The 17,537-nt window shown below is 65.9% G+C and carries 17 protein-coding genes and 2 pseudogenes; 7 read left to right on the forward strand and 12 right to left on the reverse strand.

What is annotated here, in order from left to right; translation table 11 throughout:
* Positions 1–20: 20 nt before the first annotated feature.
* The 3 genes from KXC42_RS12150 to KXC42_RS12160 all read right to left on the reverse strand — a co-directional run bounded on the left by KXC42_RS12150 (position 21) and on the right by KXC42_RS12160 (position 2,343).
* Positions 21–797, reverse strand: a complete 777-nt coding sequence (locus tag KXC42_RS12150) for a sucrase ferredoxin (protein WP_230810875.1) — start codon at positions 795–797, stop codon at positions 21–23.
* Positions 798–926: 129 nt separating this feature from the next.
* The gene (locus KXC42_RS12155; protein ID WP_200886528.1) at positions 927–2,159 is read right to left on the reverse strand and encodes a cupin domain-containing protein; all 1,233 of its coding nucleotides are present in this window, start codon (positions 2,157–2,159) and stop codon (positions 927–929) included.
* A complete protein-coding gene (locus KXC42_RS12160; protein ID WP_039587332.1) occupies positions 2,134–2,343 on the reverse strand; it encodes a hypothetical protein in 210 nt (69 codons plus the stop codon). Before KXC42_RS12160 ends, KXC42_RS12155 begins: the two co-directional genes overlap by 26 nt.
* A gap of 230 nt (positions 2,344–2,573) precedes the next feature.
* Here KXC42_RS12160 and KXC42_RS12165 point away from each other — a divergent pair, with 230 nt between their 5' ends.
* Positions 2,574–2,825 (forward strand): DUF6480 family protein, encoded by a 252-nt coding sequence (locus tag KXC42_RS12165; RefSeq protein ID WP_019289476.1) that lies wholly within the window; start codon positions 2,574–2,576, stop codon positions 2,823–2,825.
* Here KXC42_RS12165 and KXC42_RS12170 read toward each other — a convergent pair.
* Complete coding sequence (locus KXC42_RS12170; RefSeq protein WP_162483973.1) at positions 2,800–3,174, reverse strand: hypothetical protein; 375 nt, start codon at positions 3,172–3,174, stop codon at positions 2,800–2,802. The genes KXC42_RS12165 and KXC42_RS12170 overlap by 26 nt on opposite strands.
* Before the next feature lie 101 nt (positions 3,175–3,275).
* On the opposite strand from KXC42_RS12170, the pseudogene KXC42_RS12175 reads away from it, so the two are divergent.
* Together KXC42_RS12175 and KXC42_RS12180 are read left to right on the forward strand one after the other, a co-directional pair.
* Positions 3,276–3,599: pseudogene (locus KXC42_RS12175) on the forward strand (integrase core domain-containing protein); the annotation flags it as partial.
* Between the two features lie 108 nt (positions 3,600–3,707).
* A pseudogene (locus KXC42_RS12180) lies at positions 3,708–4,438 on the forward strand (potassium channel family protein).
* Positions 4,439–4,619: 181 nt separating this feature from the next.
* Here KXC42_RS12180 and KXC42_RS12185 read toward each other — a convergent pair.
* The 8 genes from KXC42_RS12185 to KXC42_RS27215 all read right to left on the reverse strand — a co-directional run bounded on the left by KXC42_RS12185 (position 4,620) and on the right by KXC42_RS27215 (position 13,094).
* Positions 4,620–6,308 carry an ABC transporter ATP-binding protein gene (locus KXC42_RS12185; protein WP_039587336.1) on the reverse strand — a complete coding sequence of 563 codons (1,689 nt, stop codon included), beginning with the start codon at positions 6,306–6,308 and terminating at the stop codon, positions 4,620–4,622.
* Complete coding sequence (locus KXC42_RS12190) at positions 6,305–7,951, reverse strand: ABC transporter ATP-binding protein/permease (RefSeq protein ID WP_247849005.1); 1,647 nt, start codon at positions 7,949–7,951, stop codon at positions 6,305–6,307. The genes KXC42_RS12185 and KXC42_RS12190 overlap by 4 nt, the downstream gene beginning before the upstream one ends.
* Positions 7,948–8,895, reverse strand: coding sequence for a hypothetical protein (locus tag KXC42_RS12195; protein ID WP_152640992.1), 948 nt, complete (start codon positions 8,893–8,895; stop codon positions 7,948–7,950). The genes KXC42_RS12190 and KXC42_RS12195 overlap by 4 nt, the downstream gene beginning before the upstream one ends.
* A gap of 139 nt (positions 8,896–9,034) precedes the next feature.
* Positions 9,035–10,459 carry a YcaO-like family protein gene (locus tag KXC42_RS12200; RefSeq protein WP_039587341.1) on the reverse strand — a complete coding sequence of 475 codons (1,425 nt, stop codon included), beginning with the start codon at positions 10,457–10,459 and terminating at the stop codon, positions 9,035–9,037.
* Positions 10,460–10,475: 16 nt separating this feature from the next.
* Positions 10,476–11,426, reverse strand: a complete 951-nt coding sequence (locus KXC42_RS12205) for a CocE/NonD family hydrolase (protein ID WP_219130403.1) — start codon at positions 11,424–11,426, stop codon at positions 10,476–10,478.
* Positions 11,427–11,455: 29 nt separating this feature from the next.
* Positions 11,456–12,307, reverse strand: a complete 852-nt coding sequence (locus KXC42_RS12210) for a hypothetical protein (RefSeq protein WP_071935001.1) — start codon at positions 12,305–12,307, stop codon at positions 11,456–11,458.
* Positions 12,308–12,385: 78 nt separating this feature from the next.
* Positions 12,386–12,484, reverse strand: coding sequence for a streptamidine family RiPP (gene amiA / locus KXC42_RS27210; RefSeq protein ID WP_016691944.1), 99 nt, complete (start codon positions 12,482–12,484; stop codon positions 12,386–12,388).
* Positions 12,485–12,959: 475 nt separating this feature from the next.
* Positions 12,960–13,094, reverse strand: coding sequence for a hypothetical protein (locus KXC42_RS27215; protein ID WP_255026517.1), 135 nt, complete (start codon positions 13,092–13,094; stop codon positions 12,960–12,962).
* A gap of 462 nt (positions 13,095–13,556) precedes the next feature.
* On the opposite strand from KXC42_RS27215, the gene KXC42_RS27220 reads away from it, so the two are divergent.
* Genes KXC42_RS27220 through KXC42_RS12230 form a run of 4 tightly spaced genes read left to right on the forward strand, consistent with a single transcriptional unit; the run spans position 13,557 to position 17,511 of the window.
* Positions 13,557–13,796, forward strand: a complete 240-nt coding sequence (locus KXC42_RS27220) for a hypothetical protein (protein ID WP_232238088.1) — start codon at positions 13,557–13,559, stop codon at positions 13,794–13,796.
* 3 nt (positions 13,797–13,799) lie between these two features.
* Complete coding sequence (locus tag KXC42_RS12220; protein WP_019289487.1) at positions 13,800–15,548, forward strand: prolyl oligopeptidase family serine peptidase; 1,749 nt, start codon at positions 13,800–13,802, stop codon at positions 15,546–15,548.
* On the forward strand, positions 15,545–16,696 hold the full coding sequence (locus tag KXC42_RS12225; protein ID WP_231780617.1) for an iron ABC transporter permease: 1,152 nt from the start codon (positions 15,545–15,547) through the stop codon (positions 16,694–16,696). The genes KXC42_RS12220 and KXC42_RS12225 overlap by 4 nt, the downstream gene beginning before the upstream one ends.
* Positions 16,693–17,511: an ABC transporter ATP-binding protein gene (locus KXC42_RS12230; protein ID WP_219130404.1), complete on the forward strand. Its 819-nt coding sequence runs from the start codon at positions 16,693–16,695 to the stop codon at positions 17,509–17,511. Before KXC42_RS12225 ends, KXC42_RS12230 begins: the two co-directional genes overlap by 4 nt.
* The last annotated feature ends 26 nt before the right edge of the window (positions 17,512–17,537 follow it).

The raw sequence follows: 17,537 nt of genomic DNA on the forward strand, positions 1-17,537 counted from the left end.
CCGATTGCGCGGCCGTCCGCTCACACCGCGCGGACCGAGGTGGGTTCGTAGAGCATGACGGAACCCGTCGGCGCTCCACGGCAGGTCAATCGGCACGGGGGAGTGCGGTGGGCCTGCAGTTCGACGTCGACACGCTCCGGGTGCGGTGCACGACCGGCGAGCCGGACCCGCCAGCGATCACCCTCGCGCACACTCTCGGCGATCACGTAACCGCTGCGCCCGGCCGGACCGAAGCGTCGGAGCGTGGCGGCGAGCGCGGCCTGCTGAGGCGGAGACATATCGGTGTAGCCGCGTAGATGGTGGTGGTGGATCCGGTCGAAGAAGTGTTCCTCGATCGTGAGGACGGACGATTCGGCGTCGAGACCGCCGTAGTAGACACCGTCGGGTACGACGACGACGTTGGCGGCGAACCGGTCTCCGCCTACGTGCGAGCATTCCCAGACCTGATCGGGCCAGCGCTCGGCCAGAGCGCGCGCGACCGGCCGTCCACGCACGGCGCAGCACGGATCGTGGTGACCGTGAGCGCAGACCAAGAGGACGGAGGGGCCACCGGGGTCGCCGGGAGTCTCGAGGGCGGTGACGATCTGTGTCAGATCCTCCTCGCGATCCCACGTTCCCCATTGCTGACGCACCGTGCCCGAGGTCTCGCGGCGGAGCACCGCCCACTGGTCGTGTCCTCCGCGGCGACGACGGCCCGGGCGCTTGACCAGCAGTATGCGTGCGCGAGCCGCCTGCGCGGCGGAGAACACGGCCGTCTTGGTCGCGGCGTCGAGATCGAGCCCCTCGAACCCGTTCACCGGCCATCTGCCCCGATATTCGACGAGGATCCAAACGAATCCGCGTGGGGCCGTGCCGGCCATCGGATCACCCCGCTGTCGGGCACTGTCTGCGCAGAAGAAGCGTTCGGCTGAGGCCACAGTGCACCGTCACTGTTCCGCGGGGACGAGGATCCCTGCGCGCAACAGCCGTTCGACCAGGTCGGTCCCGAGGGTTTTCGTCGGGTGGGATCCGCCGTCGAGCAGGCGCGTGACAGACGGCATTTCATCGTCCGCCACGGTGACGCGGCCGACGCGCGTGACCAGGTGTGAACCTTCCAGACGCGCATACAGCGCGCTGCGGAGCTTCACCGTGGTGTCGGGGCCGAGATCGTGGACGGCGGCGAATTGGGCGAGCGGCCCCAGCGGTGCCGGACGCGCCTGCTCCCGCCGGGCACGATGGAACAGGGAGGTGACGTCCGCGTTGGCAATTGCGGCGATGAGATGCTCACGGACAGCGGTGACCTCATCATTCGGGTCGTCGATGCCCATGGGCAGTGCGCCGCGCATCCCGGGATCGTCGCCGAGCGCAGCGAGTGCTGCTCGGGTCAGATGTTCGGCGAGTGCGTGGCGCGTCCACGTATGGATGCCGACGGTGAGGTGGATCGAGATCTCCCCTCGGGCCTCGGCGGCATGGATCCAGCCTCGCGGCAGATAGAGGCAGTCGCCGGGTTCGAGCACCGTGTCGATGCACGCCGGCTCTGTCGCGGCTCGGGCGACAGCGGGGCGATGATCGGTCCAGGGTTGATTGCGTAGCGGCGCCGGGTGGACGGGCTCGTGGATCACCCACCTCTTCGTTCCCTCGATCTGCACGACGAAGACGTCGTGGACGTCGTAGTGGTGGCTGAACCCCTGGTTCCGAGGTGGAGTGATGTACGCGTTGACCTGGACGGGATGTCCGAGTTCGTCGCTCAGAGCGGTGCCGAACTGCGAGATCGGTTCCCATGTGCGGTGCAGTGCCTGCAGGACGAGGGTGGCACCGTCGGCGAGGTTACGCCAGAGCATCGTGTCGTCGAGTTGGTCGGAGATGGTCGCTCCGACACCGCCGGGGGAGGTGAACGACGAGTCCGGCAGTGTCGTCCCGTCCTTGGCGACGCGAAGAAAGGGCGTGCGAAGTCCTCGGCGTGAGATGAGTTCGTCGACCGCCTCGACGGAGAAAAGATCGGCGAATGTGCCGGCGCGACGCGTCAGCAGTGGTGCCCGCCCCCAGATCTCGGACGCGAACTTCTCCCGACCGATGTCGATCAGGCGGGTTTCCAGGACTCCGGCGTCCGTTTCGACGCCGGAGTCCTGGGTGCGGTGCGAGGAGTCCTCACCCTCAGCTGCCTCCGTCGGCTCCGCCATCGGCTCCTCCGTCAGCCCCGCCGTCGGCGCCCTCATCGGCTCCGCCGTCGCCACCGCTGTCGGCGCCCCCGTCGGAACCCCCGTCAGCTCCGCCATCGTGAACGCCCGGGACGCCGGCTGCACCGCCGTCCGCCGGGCCCTCCTCACCTTCGTCCTTGTTCGGATCCTGCTGTGGGTCGGTCATGATTCCTCCCGAGGTCAAAAGGCTTGGGAGCAGCGGTGTTACCGGCTCCCGGAGCCTGCAGCGGTGTATTGTTCGGCCGTTGTCAGCTTATCCCGGCGTATCGGCGGCCACGTCGATTCCGGGATCATCGAACCGTTGTCCCAGACGTTGTAGCCCGCGCACTCGCAGGTGCGGCGCTGTGAAGAAGAAAAGTCGACGCGTTGCTCGCCGATAATCGGGTACAGGAGAGTATGGCTGACGAGAATCCCGACGCGTCCGAGTTCGACCCGCAGAACCCTGATCCCGCGAACACTCCTGGTCTCGAACCCGGAGGCGGGGTGTCGCCCGGAGATACTCCGCCCGCCGAGACTGCTGTGGGCGGTCCGCAACACGAACCGCCGCAGCGCCGCAGTGCCGGGGCCCTCATCGCCATCGCGATCGTGGTGATCGTGGTCCTGGTGGTGGCCGTCGGTCTGATCATCCGAGCAGTCGGGCTGTTCTGAGCGCGCGACGAAACGAAGGTGAAGAGGTAGTGGAAAAGCGAACTGCCTCCCGGTAGTAGAGAGGGGCGTGGACCGGTCGCATCACGCCACGAAGGCGATAGCACGCCGCCGTATCAGTCGACTCGATGCGACGGCGGGTTCGATCGGTCCTCGAGAACGCCATGACGATCATGTCGGTCAGCGTCGTGACAAGACCCTCATGGTCGTCCGAGAGCGAAGTGATCGCCCCGGCGTCGGAGTCCCTGCTCATCTGCGCTGCCAGTTGACCGTCGAGATCGGTGACCAGCGACATCCACCGAGCGTCGAGCTTGTCGTCGTAGTTGACTGCCTGCAGACCGGCGATCAACAACAGGCCACGCAAGGTGCTCGGCTGGCGAACCCCGGCCGAGGTCTTCGCCGAGCAGCTACGCTCCCTGCAGTAGCCCGGTGTTGCATCGGCCGGTTGAACTCGCCCAGTATACGGCTCTTCGGTTCGAGGAAACCTTGTTCCTGCAAGGGATTCGGCCGTCGATAGGGTCGGTGGCCGATGCCTACGATAATGCCCTCGCAGAGACGACGATCGGGCTCTACAAGGCCGAGTGCATCGCCGACGATTCCCCGTTCCGCAAGGGCCCGCTGCGCACTGTCAGTGACGTCGAGGAAGCCACCTCGGCGTGGGTGCACTGGTACAACACCGGCCGGCTCATGCACCGCCTTGGGCGGATCCCACCGGCCGAGTATGGAGCCAAGTACTACGCTGAACACCGTGCCGATCAACCGGTCGCACACAAATGACAATGTGTGCATGAGACCCGGGATGGTTCAGTATCAGGGTTACGTAGACGCTGATGACCATGCCGTGGGTAGCGCTTTTCACCGTCCGATCGACAGATCCGACCGTCGATGCCCAGTAGATTGCGGGTGCCGCTGCGACGCTCGGATACCCTCACCGACCGTCCCGACTTCGCTCTGGTCGGGGTGCTGCGGGTCCCGGAGGAACAGACCAGCCCGGGCCGGGCGATCGTGCGCCGCATCGGTTACGCCCTGGCCGCGCTGACCGCGGCGGTGATCGTGGTGTATCCGGGTCGGGACGGCTACCGCGACGTACAGGACAACCCCGTTGCCGCTGTTGGATTGCGTCTACTACGCCACCGTGTCGCTGTCGACCACCGGCTACGGCGACATCACTCCGCTCACCCCGCAGGCGCGGCTGGTAAACATCCTGGTCATCACGCCGCTGCGAGCGTTCTTCCTCATCGCGGCAGGGTCTGGTGACCGTACAGGGCTCGGCCACCAAGTCGGATGTGTTGCACTTGGCCGGGGCCATGTGCTGCGCCAGTCTGGTGCCGATACGGTCGTGGTGTCCGCTGAGACGGGCGGGCCGGTTGCTGGGCCTGGCCCCTGCCACTCCCACGGTGATGGAGATGATCGAGGACCTGTTGACTCCCGAGGATGGGTTCGCCGTCTCTGAACGCGGTGTGGAGCCGCACGAGCTCGGCCTTTCGCCGCGGGAGCTGCCCGTCATCGTGCTCGGGGTCGTCCGTTACGGACCGCTGATCCGGGTGGGTTCTCCCGAGCTCGGCGTCATCGTCGCTGATGACAGATTGCTGTATCTGCGCTTGGTGGCGAATTGACCCCGCCCGGACCAGATCCTGCGGCAACCGCAATGGGAACTTCGATGACGATGCACTGTGCGGTGATGAGACGGGAATCTGGGACCCCGCCGTCCGGCGATCAGGGGCTGAACCGGGTCGACCATAGAGTCGACTGCGCGGCGCGCATCGCCGCGCGGCCGAACCACGAGCTGATCGTTACCTATCGTGCCGGTGACGCGATGGCTTCACTTGCAGATCGGATCGGGACTACCCGGTGCATGCGCTGAAGGGTTTCGTCCCGGTGCGAGGCAATTACAACGGTGCCCGGGTAGTTGGCAAGAACACCGGAGATCGCGTGTTCGGTCTCGGGATCGAGGCTGGCAGTGACTTCGTCGACGAGAAGGATCCGCGGCCGACGAACAAGCGCTCGGGCAAGGACAAGGCGCGCCTGCTGCCCACCGGAGAGAGTGATCCCTCCCTGCCCGATCTCGCTGTCGAGACCGGCCCACCCGTCCGCTTCGACGCGTTCGAGTATCCGGAGAAGTTCGTCATCCGAAACCGGGCCTGCCCCGCGGAGCAGGTTGTCTCGCACGGTGCCATGGAACAGTGTGGTCTCCTGATCCACCAGCGCGACGCTCTGCCGGAGCGCAAAATCGTCAACGTCCTGGAGCGGAACGCGCTCGCCGTGATCGTCGAACAGCTCGATCGTTCCTGACAGGGGTTCCCAGAGCCGTGCGGCCAGCGCGATGATCGTGCTTTTGCCCGCTCCCGAAGCCCCGGTGAGACCGACGTGTTCTCCCGGTTGCACTTCGACAGACCAGCCACATACCGCCATGGCACGGTCATCGTAGGTAAACGACAGGTTCTGGATTCGCAGTCCGAGCGGCCCGTCGGGGATCGCGCGCGGGCAGGGCGGCTCGGAAACAACCGGCTCGCGCCGGAGGACGTCGTGGACGCGTCCGGCGCTGGCCGTGAGGGGATGGAGCTGCGTGAGCGTGGTCGCAGCGTCAGAGACCGCCGAGACACCGGCGAGGGTGAGAGCGACCATCGAGGGGAGCAGCGCAAGCTGCAAGTTTCCGGTCGCGGCGCCGCCCAGCGCTCCGGTCGCATAAGCACCGACAAGGACGACACCGATGATGGTCGTGGTGACGAGCGCTTCGCGGAGTCCGGTAACGAATTGTGTCAGCTTTCCCTGGTGCCGGGTGACGTCGGTAGCCCGCTCCGTCGTGTTAAGGGTGTCAGCGACAACCTTGCTTTCCAGTTCGTAGGAGAGGACTTCTCGGAGCGATCCGAGTGCATCGACGATCTGCGTCGAAAGGTCCGCGCGCAGTCGCTGCTCCGCATCACCCAGCTGCTGGATCCGGTGTCGCGCGACCAGTGCGGTGGCCGCGATGAGTACAGCTCCGGCCAGCATGATCCACGCGGCGGACGGCAGGAAGATGAACGCCGTGGCGAATGAAGAGATGAACACCGTGAGTGATGTGGCGATTTGGGCGAGTGTGTGTGCGTAGAAGAACTCGAGCTTTTCGATGTCGTCCATCGCGACCGCGGCCGCGCGGCCCGAGTGTTCACGACGGCGTCCGGGCACGCTGCGTGCGTACGAGTCGAACAGCGCCATGCGCAGCCGAGCCAGCACCCGGTAGGCAACGGCATGCGAGACGTTCATCTCCTGCCAGGTCAGAACAGCGCGGACCAGCACCAGAACGGTTACAGCAACCCACCACGTCGCGCCGGGGACGGTGCGTTCGACGACCGTATGTCCGATACCCCAGGCGGTGAGAACGCCCAGCGCAGCAAGGACGAGGGCGCTGGCTGTGCCGGTGAGATAGCTAACGAGCATGCCGCGGTATTCGGGGCGCAGTGCGGGAAGTAGCGCGCGGAACGCATGGAGGGAGCTGCGGATGCTCAAACGCGTTTCCTTTCCAGCCGGCCGTGCTCGAGCCGGAACTGCTCGTTGACACCGGACAGGCTTTCGGGCCGGTGCGTGATCATCACGACGATCCGATCTGCCGCAGCATGTCGGAGCGTTTCCATTACCTCAGCGGCGCGTGCGGGATCGAGCGCACTGGTGGGCTCGTCGACGAGGAGCACCGGACGCCGTGTCAGCAGGGCGCGTGCGAGCGCGAGACGCTGCCGCTGACCGCCGGACAGGCTCAGGCCGGCTTCGGCGACGCGGCTGTCGAAACCGTACGGTAAGGCCAGAATCTCGTCGAGGATGCCCGCTGCCCGGCACGCGTCCACAAGGTCGGCGTCCGTCGTTTCGCCTGTGACGGTGAGATTGTCGCGGATCGTTCCGGTGAACAGGACGGGGCGTTGCGACACGACGGCGATGTCTCCGGCGCGCAGGGACTCGCCGTCGAGTTCGACTTTGCCCGACTCGGGTGTCAGGAAGCCGAGGAGCACGTCGAACAACGTCGATTTGCCGGCCCCGGACGGACCGATGATCGCCGTGAGTGCGCCCCGATGTGCCGTCATATCCAAACTCTCCAACACCGTGGTGTCGGAGCCTGGGTAGCGGTATCGCAGTCCTCGAGCTTGCAGGCACTGTATGTTCCTGCCGGACCTTCCGTGTTCGACGACACACGTACCCGAACCGTTGTCGGGCGAATCGAACGCGCCCAAGCGGTGCAGGCCGGGCACCGCGGTCAGCCCCAGGAACCCGGCGTGCCAGTAGCGGGACAGGTCACGGATCGGGCGGAACGCTTCCGAGGACAGCAGAAGAATCAGGTAGACCTCGAACGCCGGGGGTTGCCCGGTCGCGGCGTGGACGATCGCCGTCATGACCGCGGCGACGGTACCTGCCTGGATCGCGAAATCCGTTACGCCGGTCTCTGCCAGGGACACTCGCATCACCCGTTCGGTTGCCGTGCGCAGCGCCTCCGATCGCTCGTGCATCCGCTGCCGGGTGCTGGGCACGTCGCCGAGTGCACGCAATGTCGCCATGCCTCGAAGCGACTCGAGCAGGTCCGCGCTCAGTGCTTCATAGGAGTCCCAATGCTCGAGGCCCCGGCGCGACATCATCGTCTTCCACGCAAGCGGTCCTGCCAGAGCCATGACCACGGCGACCGCGACCCATAAACCCGCCCAGGGGTTCAGTACCGCGAGAGCAACGACGATGCACGGGCATGCTATGAGGATCAGAGCAACGGCAGGGATGTACTTCGAGACGTACGTGTCCGTCCCATCGATGCCGTCGCTGAGCGCGACGCGAATGGAGCCGTCGCGGGTTCCCGCATCGTGCAACCGTTCTGCGGTCAACGCCGACCGGATTGCTCGATGCCGCAATTCTCGACGAACCAGGCCTCCGAGACGCGCCGAGACCGAATCTTGCGCCACCATCAGCAGCACTCGCGCAACTGCGAGCCCTGTGACAGATGCCAGCGCGATGATCACCGTAGGGCCGGTGCCCTGGAGCGTCGCGGTCAGTGCCCACGCGATCGCGACCGCTTGGCCGACATAACTGGCGAACACCAGCAGAGCAAGCAGCACGCTCCCGGCGAGCAATCCGGGGAAGTGCCTCGCTTCACGCCACAGCTCGCGGACGATCATCATTCGGCCTTTTCCTCCTTATTCTCGACGCCGTCGAGCATTGCCACTGCGTGCATCGTCCAGCTCTCTGCCGCAGCAGGGATTCCGGAGACAGGCCGGCATCTCACTTTCTGGGACAGCGCGGCGTCGTAGCACAGCCGGGCGGCGGCGCGATGGGCATGCCAGAGGGCGTCGTAGATGGTCTCGGCTGAGGCACTCGGGATGATCTTCCATGTCTCGATGCGGTCGGCATGGGCAATCCAGGCCTGGCCTGCGAGTTCGGCGAGGTGTGCGGCGTTGGTGTCGCGGACCGGATTTCGTACGAAGTCGGCAAGTTTCGGTGAGCGTCGCCGCGCAAGCGCATGTCTCCGCTGTGAGGCGATGTCCCAGTTGCTGGGCAGTTCGATGGAGACGAGCGGAATCTCGGGTACGAGGCCCCGAGAGAGCCAGGCGGACGTCTCGGTAGCAGGTGGCACGCCGAGTTGTGCACGGATCTCCGGCCCTGGGCCGAAGACGGTGGGGAAGTCCGTGTCGAGAAGAAAGCGCACCGCCTCCAGCGCATATGCGGCATCGGCGATCCACAGCGGCCACGCGCGGTGCCGGTATCGGCCGAAGCTACGGCCTGGCTGCACACTGAACACCAACCGCGAGCCTGGGGAAGGGCTGCGCGGTAGTTCCCAGCCCGCCGCGGTTTCCCTGGCGTTGTCTCTGCGAAGAAGCTGTCCTTTGTCGTGGTCGTACGCATAGTGGCCTGGATCGAGGCCGTCGGTTCCATCCCCGCCGACAATCACGTGAGTATGCACCGCGTATGTCGCGCCGGCTGACGGGATGGGCCGGCGCGCGATACTTGTGACGCTGCCGTCGTCGCGGAGGTGCCAGTCGCCCGGGTACCACAAGGCGCAGAGCAGCTCTTCGATTCGTCCTTCTGTGGGAACACATGGAGTACCGAATCGGCGCCACGGGTTCATCCGCGGTCCTGGGGGGAGGGGGGCTCCGGGGGTGTGTGCCGTCAATGACATCGCCAGCGTCGGCGGGAGGCCGATGCTGCTACCGGGTTCGTTCGGTGCGGATGGGTGCGCTGGTCGATTCGAGGTGGTCATCGCGGGCCTACATGTGCGGAGGGGGTAGGAGTGAGAAGTCGTTGACGTTGTCTTCCCAGGTCGAGCGCCAGCCGCGATTCTGCGCGGCTGCTCGGAATCTGGGAATGCCGAAGTAGGCGAATGCGGCCGGGGCGTTCGGGACGAGACCGGTGATGAAGGTACGAACGACGCGTAGAGGTGTACGCCGGATGTCAGCGGTGGTCACGTCTCGCGTGAAGATCTGATGCCCGTGCGAGGCGAGCCGTTCGTAGATATCCGCCATCGTGGCCGTCGGCATTTCGTCGATGGCCCGAATCCCGAGTGCGGGGGCTGTGAAGCGTCGAGCGTGGCGGCGGGCCCTCGGATCGAGCCAGACCTGTACGTGAGCGCCGAGGTCGACGACATGCTCGAACTGTTCCCCGACATCGTCGAGGTAGCGCGCGTCGCTGCGGAAGTCCAGGTAGAGGCCGCGAGCCATGAGCCCCTGTTCGACTGCACGGAACACCCAGCCGTCGGCTGTGGTGCAACCTTGGGTGTAGACCCAGGTATGCACGGCTTCGAGGACGGCCTTGCGTGCGGCCCGGTCCGGATCGAGTGCAGCGGAGAACCCGGCGGCGTAGATCCCTCGTTTCGTGTCGCGGAGGAGAGCGGCGACAGCGGGAGCGAACTCGGAAGGCATGGCGACGAGTGACACCTCGAAGTTGCCCCCGGTGAGATCGTCACGCAGGCCAGGAACACTGTCCGGGTCGATGCCGTATGTCGGCCCGTCGAGGTGCCACCAGACTTCCAGTGCGTCGCGTTCGATGACTTCGAGAACACCTCGGTCCCGGGCATCGTCGGCGCCTTGACCGGTAGCGATCCCTGCATAGTTCAGGTGATGCGTTCGCGGCAGGTGTCGGAATCTCGACTGCCGCCAGTTCAGGTAGATCAATGACGCCGGGATCCAGGCGTGTTCACCGTCCGTGCGTTGACACCGGGTCCACAGCGTGGGAGTGGTTTCCGTCAACGGTGCGTAGGGAAATCGCGATCGCTGGTACTGCCACGACGCAAATGTGGGGAGGTCGTCGAGTGGAAGTGGGGCGTTGTCGTCGGACAGCAGGTCTGCGTATGTAGCGATTCTGAACTGTTCGGTAGGGAGCTCGGCGGGAAGCCAGTTGCCGCAGTACCGTTCGACGCCCTCGGCGATCGCGGCGATCCGCGCAATGTCCGGGTCGTCGAATGACGTGCCGAGCGAGACGCGATCGGCGGGCCATTCCCCGAGCTGGCGAGCATCCGCTACCGACGCGGTCAGTCCCAGGTAGGCGGTGGGGGCGCCGTCGGGGTGTGGAACGGCGCGTACGGATCGGATGACACCGCACTCTGCGTCGACCAGTGACTCGACCGGCAGTGTAGGGAGCTCGTGGACGGTGAGGTCGCTGCTGTGTGAATTCTTGCCGCTGTCTCGGGGGTTCATGGGCGGTCCTTTCTGCTCATGCTGCCGTTCTGCTCTGCTGCCAGCTGCCGCTGTCCGGATCGAAAGCAGAAACGTAACGAGCGGGCTCGAGCCGGCCGAGCCGTGCAGCGAAGGGTGTGTGGGTGCGGAGCCAGCCGTCGATGATGCCCCCGATGCCTCCGCTGTTGTCGAGTTGTTCGCGCGTGTGGGGGTCAGTGAGGTCTGCGGCGAGACGATGCCCCCACGGGCCGGTCACGAGATGACTGTCGCTCGGCCAGGAAGCGGCCAGGCGGCGGGCATCGGCGTCGAAGAAGTCGTGTGCTCCGGTGACGACGAGCAATGGTGAGGTCAGTTCTGCGTAGCGGGTGCGCACGCTGAGGTGCGTCGCAGTCCAGAGACGTTCCCAGCGCTCGAACACGGCTGCCGGCCAGGACCATTCGCGGGCGGCTGAGATCACGCCGATTTGTTCGGTTCGGCGAACGCGGGTGGCGAGCTCGTCAGGGGGCAGCGGCTTCCGCGATCGTGGGCCGATGCCGTGCTCGTGCCACCACGCGATGCGATGTTCGATCTGAGGGGCACCGTCGGGATTCCATGCCGTCTCTGCCAATCCCAGTGCCGGCACCAGCACGATGATCCCGTCGGGGGCTGAGTGCTCGTGCCGCATCGCGCCGTACGCGCCTTCGAGTGCTGCATGTGCAGCGTACGAGGCCCCGAATGCGATGAGCGGTAGACCCGGGAAGTGCGCGCGGAGCTGCGCGATGACCTCGGCGCCGTCGATGGTCTCATGCTGATATGGATCCCATTCGCCGGACGAAAGATACCGTCCGCGTACGTCCTGGATCAGGCAGTGGTATCCGCGGCCTGCCCAGGATCGGCCGGTCTCGGTGTGACGCCGGGCGTCGTACGGGGTGCGGAGCAGGACGATCCCGGCGGCGTCGTCGATCTCCCACAACAGGCCGCCGAGGCGGATGTCGTCCGAGGTCGTCATGGTGTGTAACCGGGGGAGTGGTGGCGGGGTCATGCCGTGGCCTGCGGTTGGTCGGGGAGGTATGGCGGTTCGTATCCGAGGATCGGATGTTCGGTCGTCCTGCCTGTGGCGGGGACGAGTTTCCAGAGTGTGTGGCGGTGGTGTGTCAGCGTCGGCGCTTGTTGCGCCCATGCAAGCGCGACGGTGAGGACTTTGCTCACTGTCATGGCGCGGGCGTAGGTGTCGGGCACCGTGGTGGCACCGGGTGCGTTGTGGATCCACTCGGTCATCGCAGTGGGTGTGAGGCTGGCGGCGATACGTCGCCGTAGCACGTGGTCGGCCGTTGCGTCGCCCGCAGCGAGTGTCAATGGGTCCACGAAACACACGTCGCCTTCTCGGTATGTGCGGAGCCAGGCGACGGACGGGCGACGTTGTGCGTCCAGCAGGCCCCAATGTTGGCGCTCGTTCGGCGAGTCCGCGTATGAGATCACCAGGCTCGGATCGTCGGCGCAGGTTTCGTCGCGGAGAATCGGATCTCTCGAGAGTTCTTGGGTGGTGGCGAAACGCGACGGTGTGGCTCCCCACGTGCGGAGCGCGTCGGCGGTGTCGTCGGCGATCGGTCCCGTTCCGGTAAGGATGACTGCACGTCGCGCTTCGGGCCAGCGTGCCTGCATGTCGGCGGTGTCGCGTTCGGCGACTTCCTCGTTCAGGCGCTGCACGTAGGTGCAGGCAGTCTTGGTCGCTGACGCCGGATCTTGCAGTGCGGGAAGAAGATCGGTCGGCGGGTTCTGGACCTGCAGGAGCGTGCCCGCGGTGGTGCGGAGCGTGACTGTGTTGTCCCTGGAGGCGATCAGATGGCCTGGAGCGCCAGGGAGCGCAACAACGGAAGAATTGGAGGACATCGGCAGCCTTTCGAACGAGCCCGGTCGAGCAGCCCCGGTGGCTGCTCGACCGGGCGTGTGCAGTGTGTGCTGCGAAGGTCAGTCGAACGGGTTCTCGACGAGTGCGTTCGAGTGCGTGGCCGACAGGTGGGCCAGCTGCTCGGTCTCTTCGATCTCGGCGAGGATCTGCTTGTCCATGGGACTTCTCCTTCGTGTGTTCTGTCGGCCGCACCGGATGGGGTGGCCGTGTCCGCGAGGCGAACGACCGGAGCATAATTGAAAACGATTGTCAGAATCAATAGCATGTGGACGCATGAGACCTTCGCAGCTCGTGCTCGTCGATTACCGCGCCGATCGCGTGTACGGCATCAGCGATACGACAGCGACGCTCCACGGGCCCGGGCGCGGGCACGCAGCGGAGCACGCAGGGGTTCTTTCCCTGGGGGGAACATCGGGAGGGCACGCCTTCGCCGATGATCTGCGCGGCGAACTCATTGTGGTGCGACAGGGCGTCGCAGCGACGGTTCCGGTCGCAACGCCTGTGGAACACATCGCAAGTGACCCGAGCGGACGATACGTAGTGGCAACTACAGGCTTCGGTGCCAATTCCGAGCCGTGGAGTGACGTCGTGACAGTCGTCGACCTCGATACGAATACATCCAGGCGGTTCCGCTCACGCATCGGCGAACCCGGCGCGGGCCTCGTCCGCGATCGAGCGACCGGTGAACCGTTCATCGTCCTCCGGCATCGCTCGCCAGGGGCGATTGAGGCGCTCGCGCTCGCGGCAGCGCTCAGGGTCGGTCCCCACGTTCCCGTCCTGCGCGGAGCGATGACCGAGGTCGCGGACGACGGGCATGGCGATGTCGCAGATGCGCGGACCGGAATCTTCGCCACCGCGACGAGCCGAGGTCTCGAGCGCTTCGCGGTGGAAGCGGGCGTTCCTGTGCCACTGGGGATCGTACCGTGGCCGGTACCCGGTCGTGCGTTCTACCTGCGCATGGACTCCGACGCAGGAAAAGCCCTAGGTGTTGTGCGCGGGGGCCCGGCGAACCCGACTGCATGGGCGGAATGGACGAACCACCTCGTCGAGATCGATCTCACCACCGGCCGAACCGCTCACGCATCACTGCCCCCGGGACTTGCCTTTCGCTTCGCGCTGGCACGCACCCGCGCTGCAGTCGCAACGATCCATCCGGACGGCGACCAACTTACGATCTTCGAACGGCAGAGACCGCAGCTACGCATTCACCGGCAGCTGTCACTGCCCGACATGAGTGCCCCTCCGACACCGGGACGCCTGCCCTGGGATCCGGTCGGTGACGCACCGGCGCAACGCAGGGCCGTCGCCCTTGCCCCCGCCGGTGACACTGTTGCCGTCACACGCGGCGGGGACGGCGAACTCCACCTGATCGCCGACCGATCGTTCGAGACCGTCACTGTTCCCACCCCCGTGGACGAGGGGGGCTTGCTGTTCTGGCCGGGAGGCCCTCACGACGGAATGGGCCGCTGAGTCGTGACCTCATCCTCTTTCCCGATCAACGATGCTCTCGATGCCGCGCTCGCACGTTGGGAACAGTACGGCCGCCCCGGCACACCTGACACGGGGTTCGTACTCAGCCGCTTGCCCGGCAGACGCACACGCGGAATCTACGTCGCCGGATCGGAGCAACCGATCTTCGAACCGGACGCGCACATCCTGGCGATGTCGCCGGCGCCTGACGGCCGCCGCATCGCCCTTCAGCTCGCGGAGCGGGCAGACGAAGACGGGGTTCTCGCCGTGCTCGATACCACCTCCGGAAATCTCCGCCACTACAACGACATCCATTGCCGCTACGAACCGATGCAATGGACTCCGGACGCCCGGTCGCTGGCAGTGGTTGCTCGTTCCCCTCAACGGCTCGTGCAGGTCGATGTCGTCCACGACGAAGTCACCGTCGAACCGGTCGCCGGTGATGCACGATGCAGACTCTTCTCTGCCGGCATCCACATGCTTCTCGCCGAGAGTCGACCAGCGAGCCCGACCCGATTGATCCGCCTCGACAACAGTGCGCGTCTCGGTTCCTTCCCATCGATCACGGGTGTATTCGGAATCAACGACGGCGACGTCCTCGTGTATGGGGGCAATGCATTGCACGTGCTCGACGCGCATTCGGGGGTGGAACGATGGCGATGGATGGACCCTGCGGTGCGGCTGACCGCCGTCACCGTCACCGGGGACACGGTTCATGCGAGCGCGGTTCGCGCCGGCGCCAGCGTGCTACTGCGACTCGCACACGGAACCGTGATCGACGAATGGCCCGTGAATAGCGGCGGGTCGGTCGCATCGATCACGGATCTGGGCGCCGACGGCGGCAGAACGTATGTCGTAATCGAAGCACCGGCAGTGCCTCCGCACGTGGTAACCGTCGACGAGCGCACCCGCGGCGGTGGCGCGGCGACGGTCGCCGGAGACTTCGAGACTGTGCGGCACGAGTTCGCGGCAGATGATGGGGAGACTTTGACGGTCGTCGTCACCTCTCCGAAAGGGCTCACCGGCCCGGCCCCGACCATTTTGACGTGTTACGGCGGCTTCGGAGTCCCTGACCTTCCCGTCTTCGAACCGACGATTCCCGCGTGGGTGGAGTCCGGGGGCAGATACGCGACAGCACACATCCGTGGCGGTGGGGAGCACGGTGAGCAGTGGCGTCGGGCCGGTTACGGCGCCGGGAAGCGGCGAGGGATCGATGACCTTGCCGACGCTGCTCGTGGTCTGGCCGGCGCAGACTTGACGAACCCCGAATTGCTCGTGCTCGCCGGTGCTTCTCACGGCGGAACCGTGGTGGCGAGTTGCGCTCTCGACCATCGCGGAATATGCACGGGCTTCGCCACCACGGCAGCACCTTTGGATCTGCTCTCCCTCGAGAAGCACCCGCTCGGCCGAATCTGGCTCGACGAGTTCGGTGATACGAGCAGTCCCGAAGGCACGCAGGAACTTCGTGCGATATCACCGCTGCACCGCGCGAAGATGATCGACCCGGAGCACAGGCTGCCGCGATTCCTCGGGATCGTGCTCGCCGAGGACTCGCGCGTGAATCCCGATGACAGCTATGCGTTGGCCTCAGTTCTCCGAGAAGCGGGAGCAGAAGCACTCGTGTGGGAAGCACCGCACGCCGGTCACGGCTCCAATCATCTCGACAGTCTGCACTCGATGGGTTCGGTGCTTCTCAGCTTCGCTGCACACACCACCCGACGCACCCGCTCTTCCGAAGGACGACACGCATGACACCGGATATTTCGACGGCTGCGGCAACGCCGCAGCCGCCCGTTTCCCTCTCAGCTGCGGCCGGTCATGACACAGCCGCTGCCGCGCACGTCCCCCGCCGAAGGGGCGCGCTGGCGGTGCGGATCCTGGTGCCGTCGTTGTCGGTGCTCCTAGTGGTGATGCTCGTGTTGTCCGTGAGCGTGGGGACGATCGCGGTACCTGCGATGGACGCCGTGAAGATCCTTGTCGGACATCTGGTGCCGGGTATGCCGTGGATGACGGACGGCTCGCTGACGACGATGCAGGACAACGCAGTGTGGCAGTTCCGGCTTCCGCGTGCCGTTCTCGCGGCATTGACCGGTGCGTCGCTCGCGCTGGCGGGAGCGCTCATCCAGGCCGTGGCGCACAATGCGCTCGCCGAGCCGTACATCCTCGGAGTCTCGGCGGGTGCCGGCGTCGGGGCCGTGTCGTACATCGTGCTCGGCATCGGGATCGGTTCGCTCGGTATCGGGGCATCAGCGTTCATCGGGGCGGGGATCGCGACGGGTGCGGTGTACCTCCTGGCGTGCAAGGGCGGTCGAATCGCTCCACAACGGCTGATCTTGGCAGGGGTTGCTCTCGGATCGTTGTTCAGCGCAGTCACCAGCTACCTGACGATCTCAACCGATGCACAGAACGTGTACAGCATCATGTTTTTTCTGCTCGGCTCCGTCTCGGCGGCGACGATGCCACAGTTGCTCCTCCCGGTGATCGCGTTGATCGCGGTTGCGATCTTCGCCGCGACCCGTGCGCGTGCGCTCAACGCGTTGCTCGTCGGCGACGACGCGGCCACCTCACTCGGCATCAACGTCAACGGGTTGCGCGCCACGGTCCTCATCGCCGCCGCGCTTCTGACCGGCGCGGTGGTGGCAGTCTCCGGCGGCATCGGGTTCGTGGGCCTGGTCGTGCCGCACGTGGCCCGCATCATCGTCGGCTCCGATCACCGCAAGATGCTGCCGGTCGCAGTCCTGGGGGGAGCGGTGTTCCTCACGACCTGCGACCTGCTGGCACGCACGCTGGCCGCACCTGCGGAGGTCCCTCTCGGAGTGCTCACCGCACTGGTCGGCGCCCCGTTCTTCCTGTGGTTGTTGCGCCGCGACCGCGCCGACCGGCTGGGTATGAGCCGATGAGAGTCACCGTCGACCAACTGGGCGCGCGCCGAGGAGACCGGGACATCCTCCGCGACATCAGCTTCGAGGTCCCTTCCGGCACGGTTCTGGGCCTGCTCGGGCCGAACGGCAGCGGGAAATCGACTCTGCTGCGCGCCCTCTCCGGAATCGACATCCCATCAGCAGGGACGGTGCGCTACGACAATGCCTCGCTGGCCGCCCTCACCCGCCGCCAGCTCGCGCAGAGGGTGGCGGTGATGACGCAGGGGCACAGCGAAGAATTCGAGATCCCCGTCCTCGATCTTGTACTCCTCGGACGCATCCCGCACGGGGCGGGCTTCGGACGTGACTCGGACTCGGACATCGCGCTCGCGCTGGGCGCGCTTGCCCAGGTCGGCGCCGGTCACCTCGCATCTCGAGCGTTCTCGGAGCTGTCCGGCGGTGAGCGGCAGCGCGTGCTGTTTGCCCGGGCGCTCACACAGGACACGCCGGTGCTCATTCTCGACGAGCCGACGAATCACCTCGATATTGCCCATCAGCTCGAGCTGCTCGACCTTGTGCGCACGACCGAGCGCACAGTACTTGTCGCCCTCTACGACCTCAACCTCGCGGCTCGCAACTGCGACGCGATCGGTGTGCTCGCAGACGGAGGGCTCATCGCCTACGGAGCCCCCGACGAAGTGCTCGACGTCGACCTCATCCGTTCGGTCTTCCATGTCGAGTCCACCTCGGTCGTCCACCCGCGTACCGGACAACGGCACTTCGTCTTCGACGAGCGCGTACGCACCGCCGATGAAGCCGGTATCACCCTGAGAAAGGAAATCCCCATCCGATGAACTCTCTTTCCAGCAACCCGAGACCA

Origin of the sequence: Rhodococcus sp. LW-XY12, assembly GCF_019317345.1 — a bacterium.
Taxonomy (GTDB): Bacteria; Actinomycetota; Actinomycetes; order Mycobacteriales; family Mycobacteriaceae; genus Rhodococcus; species Rhodococcus pyridinivorans.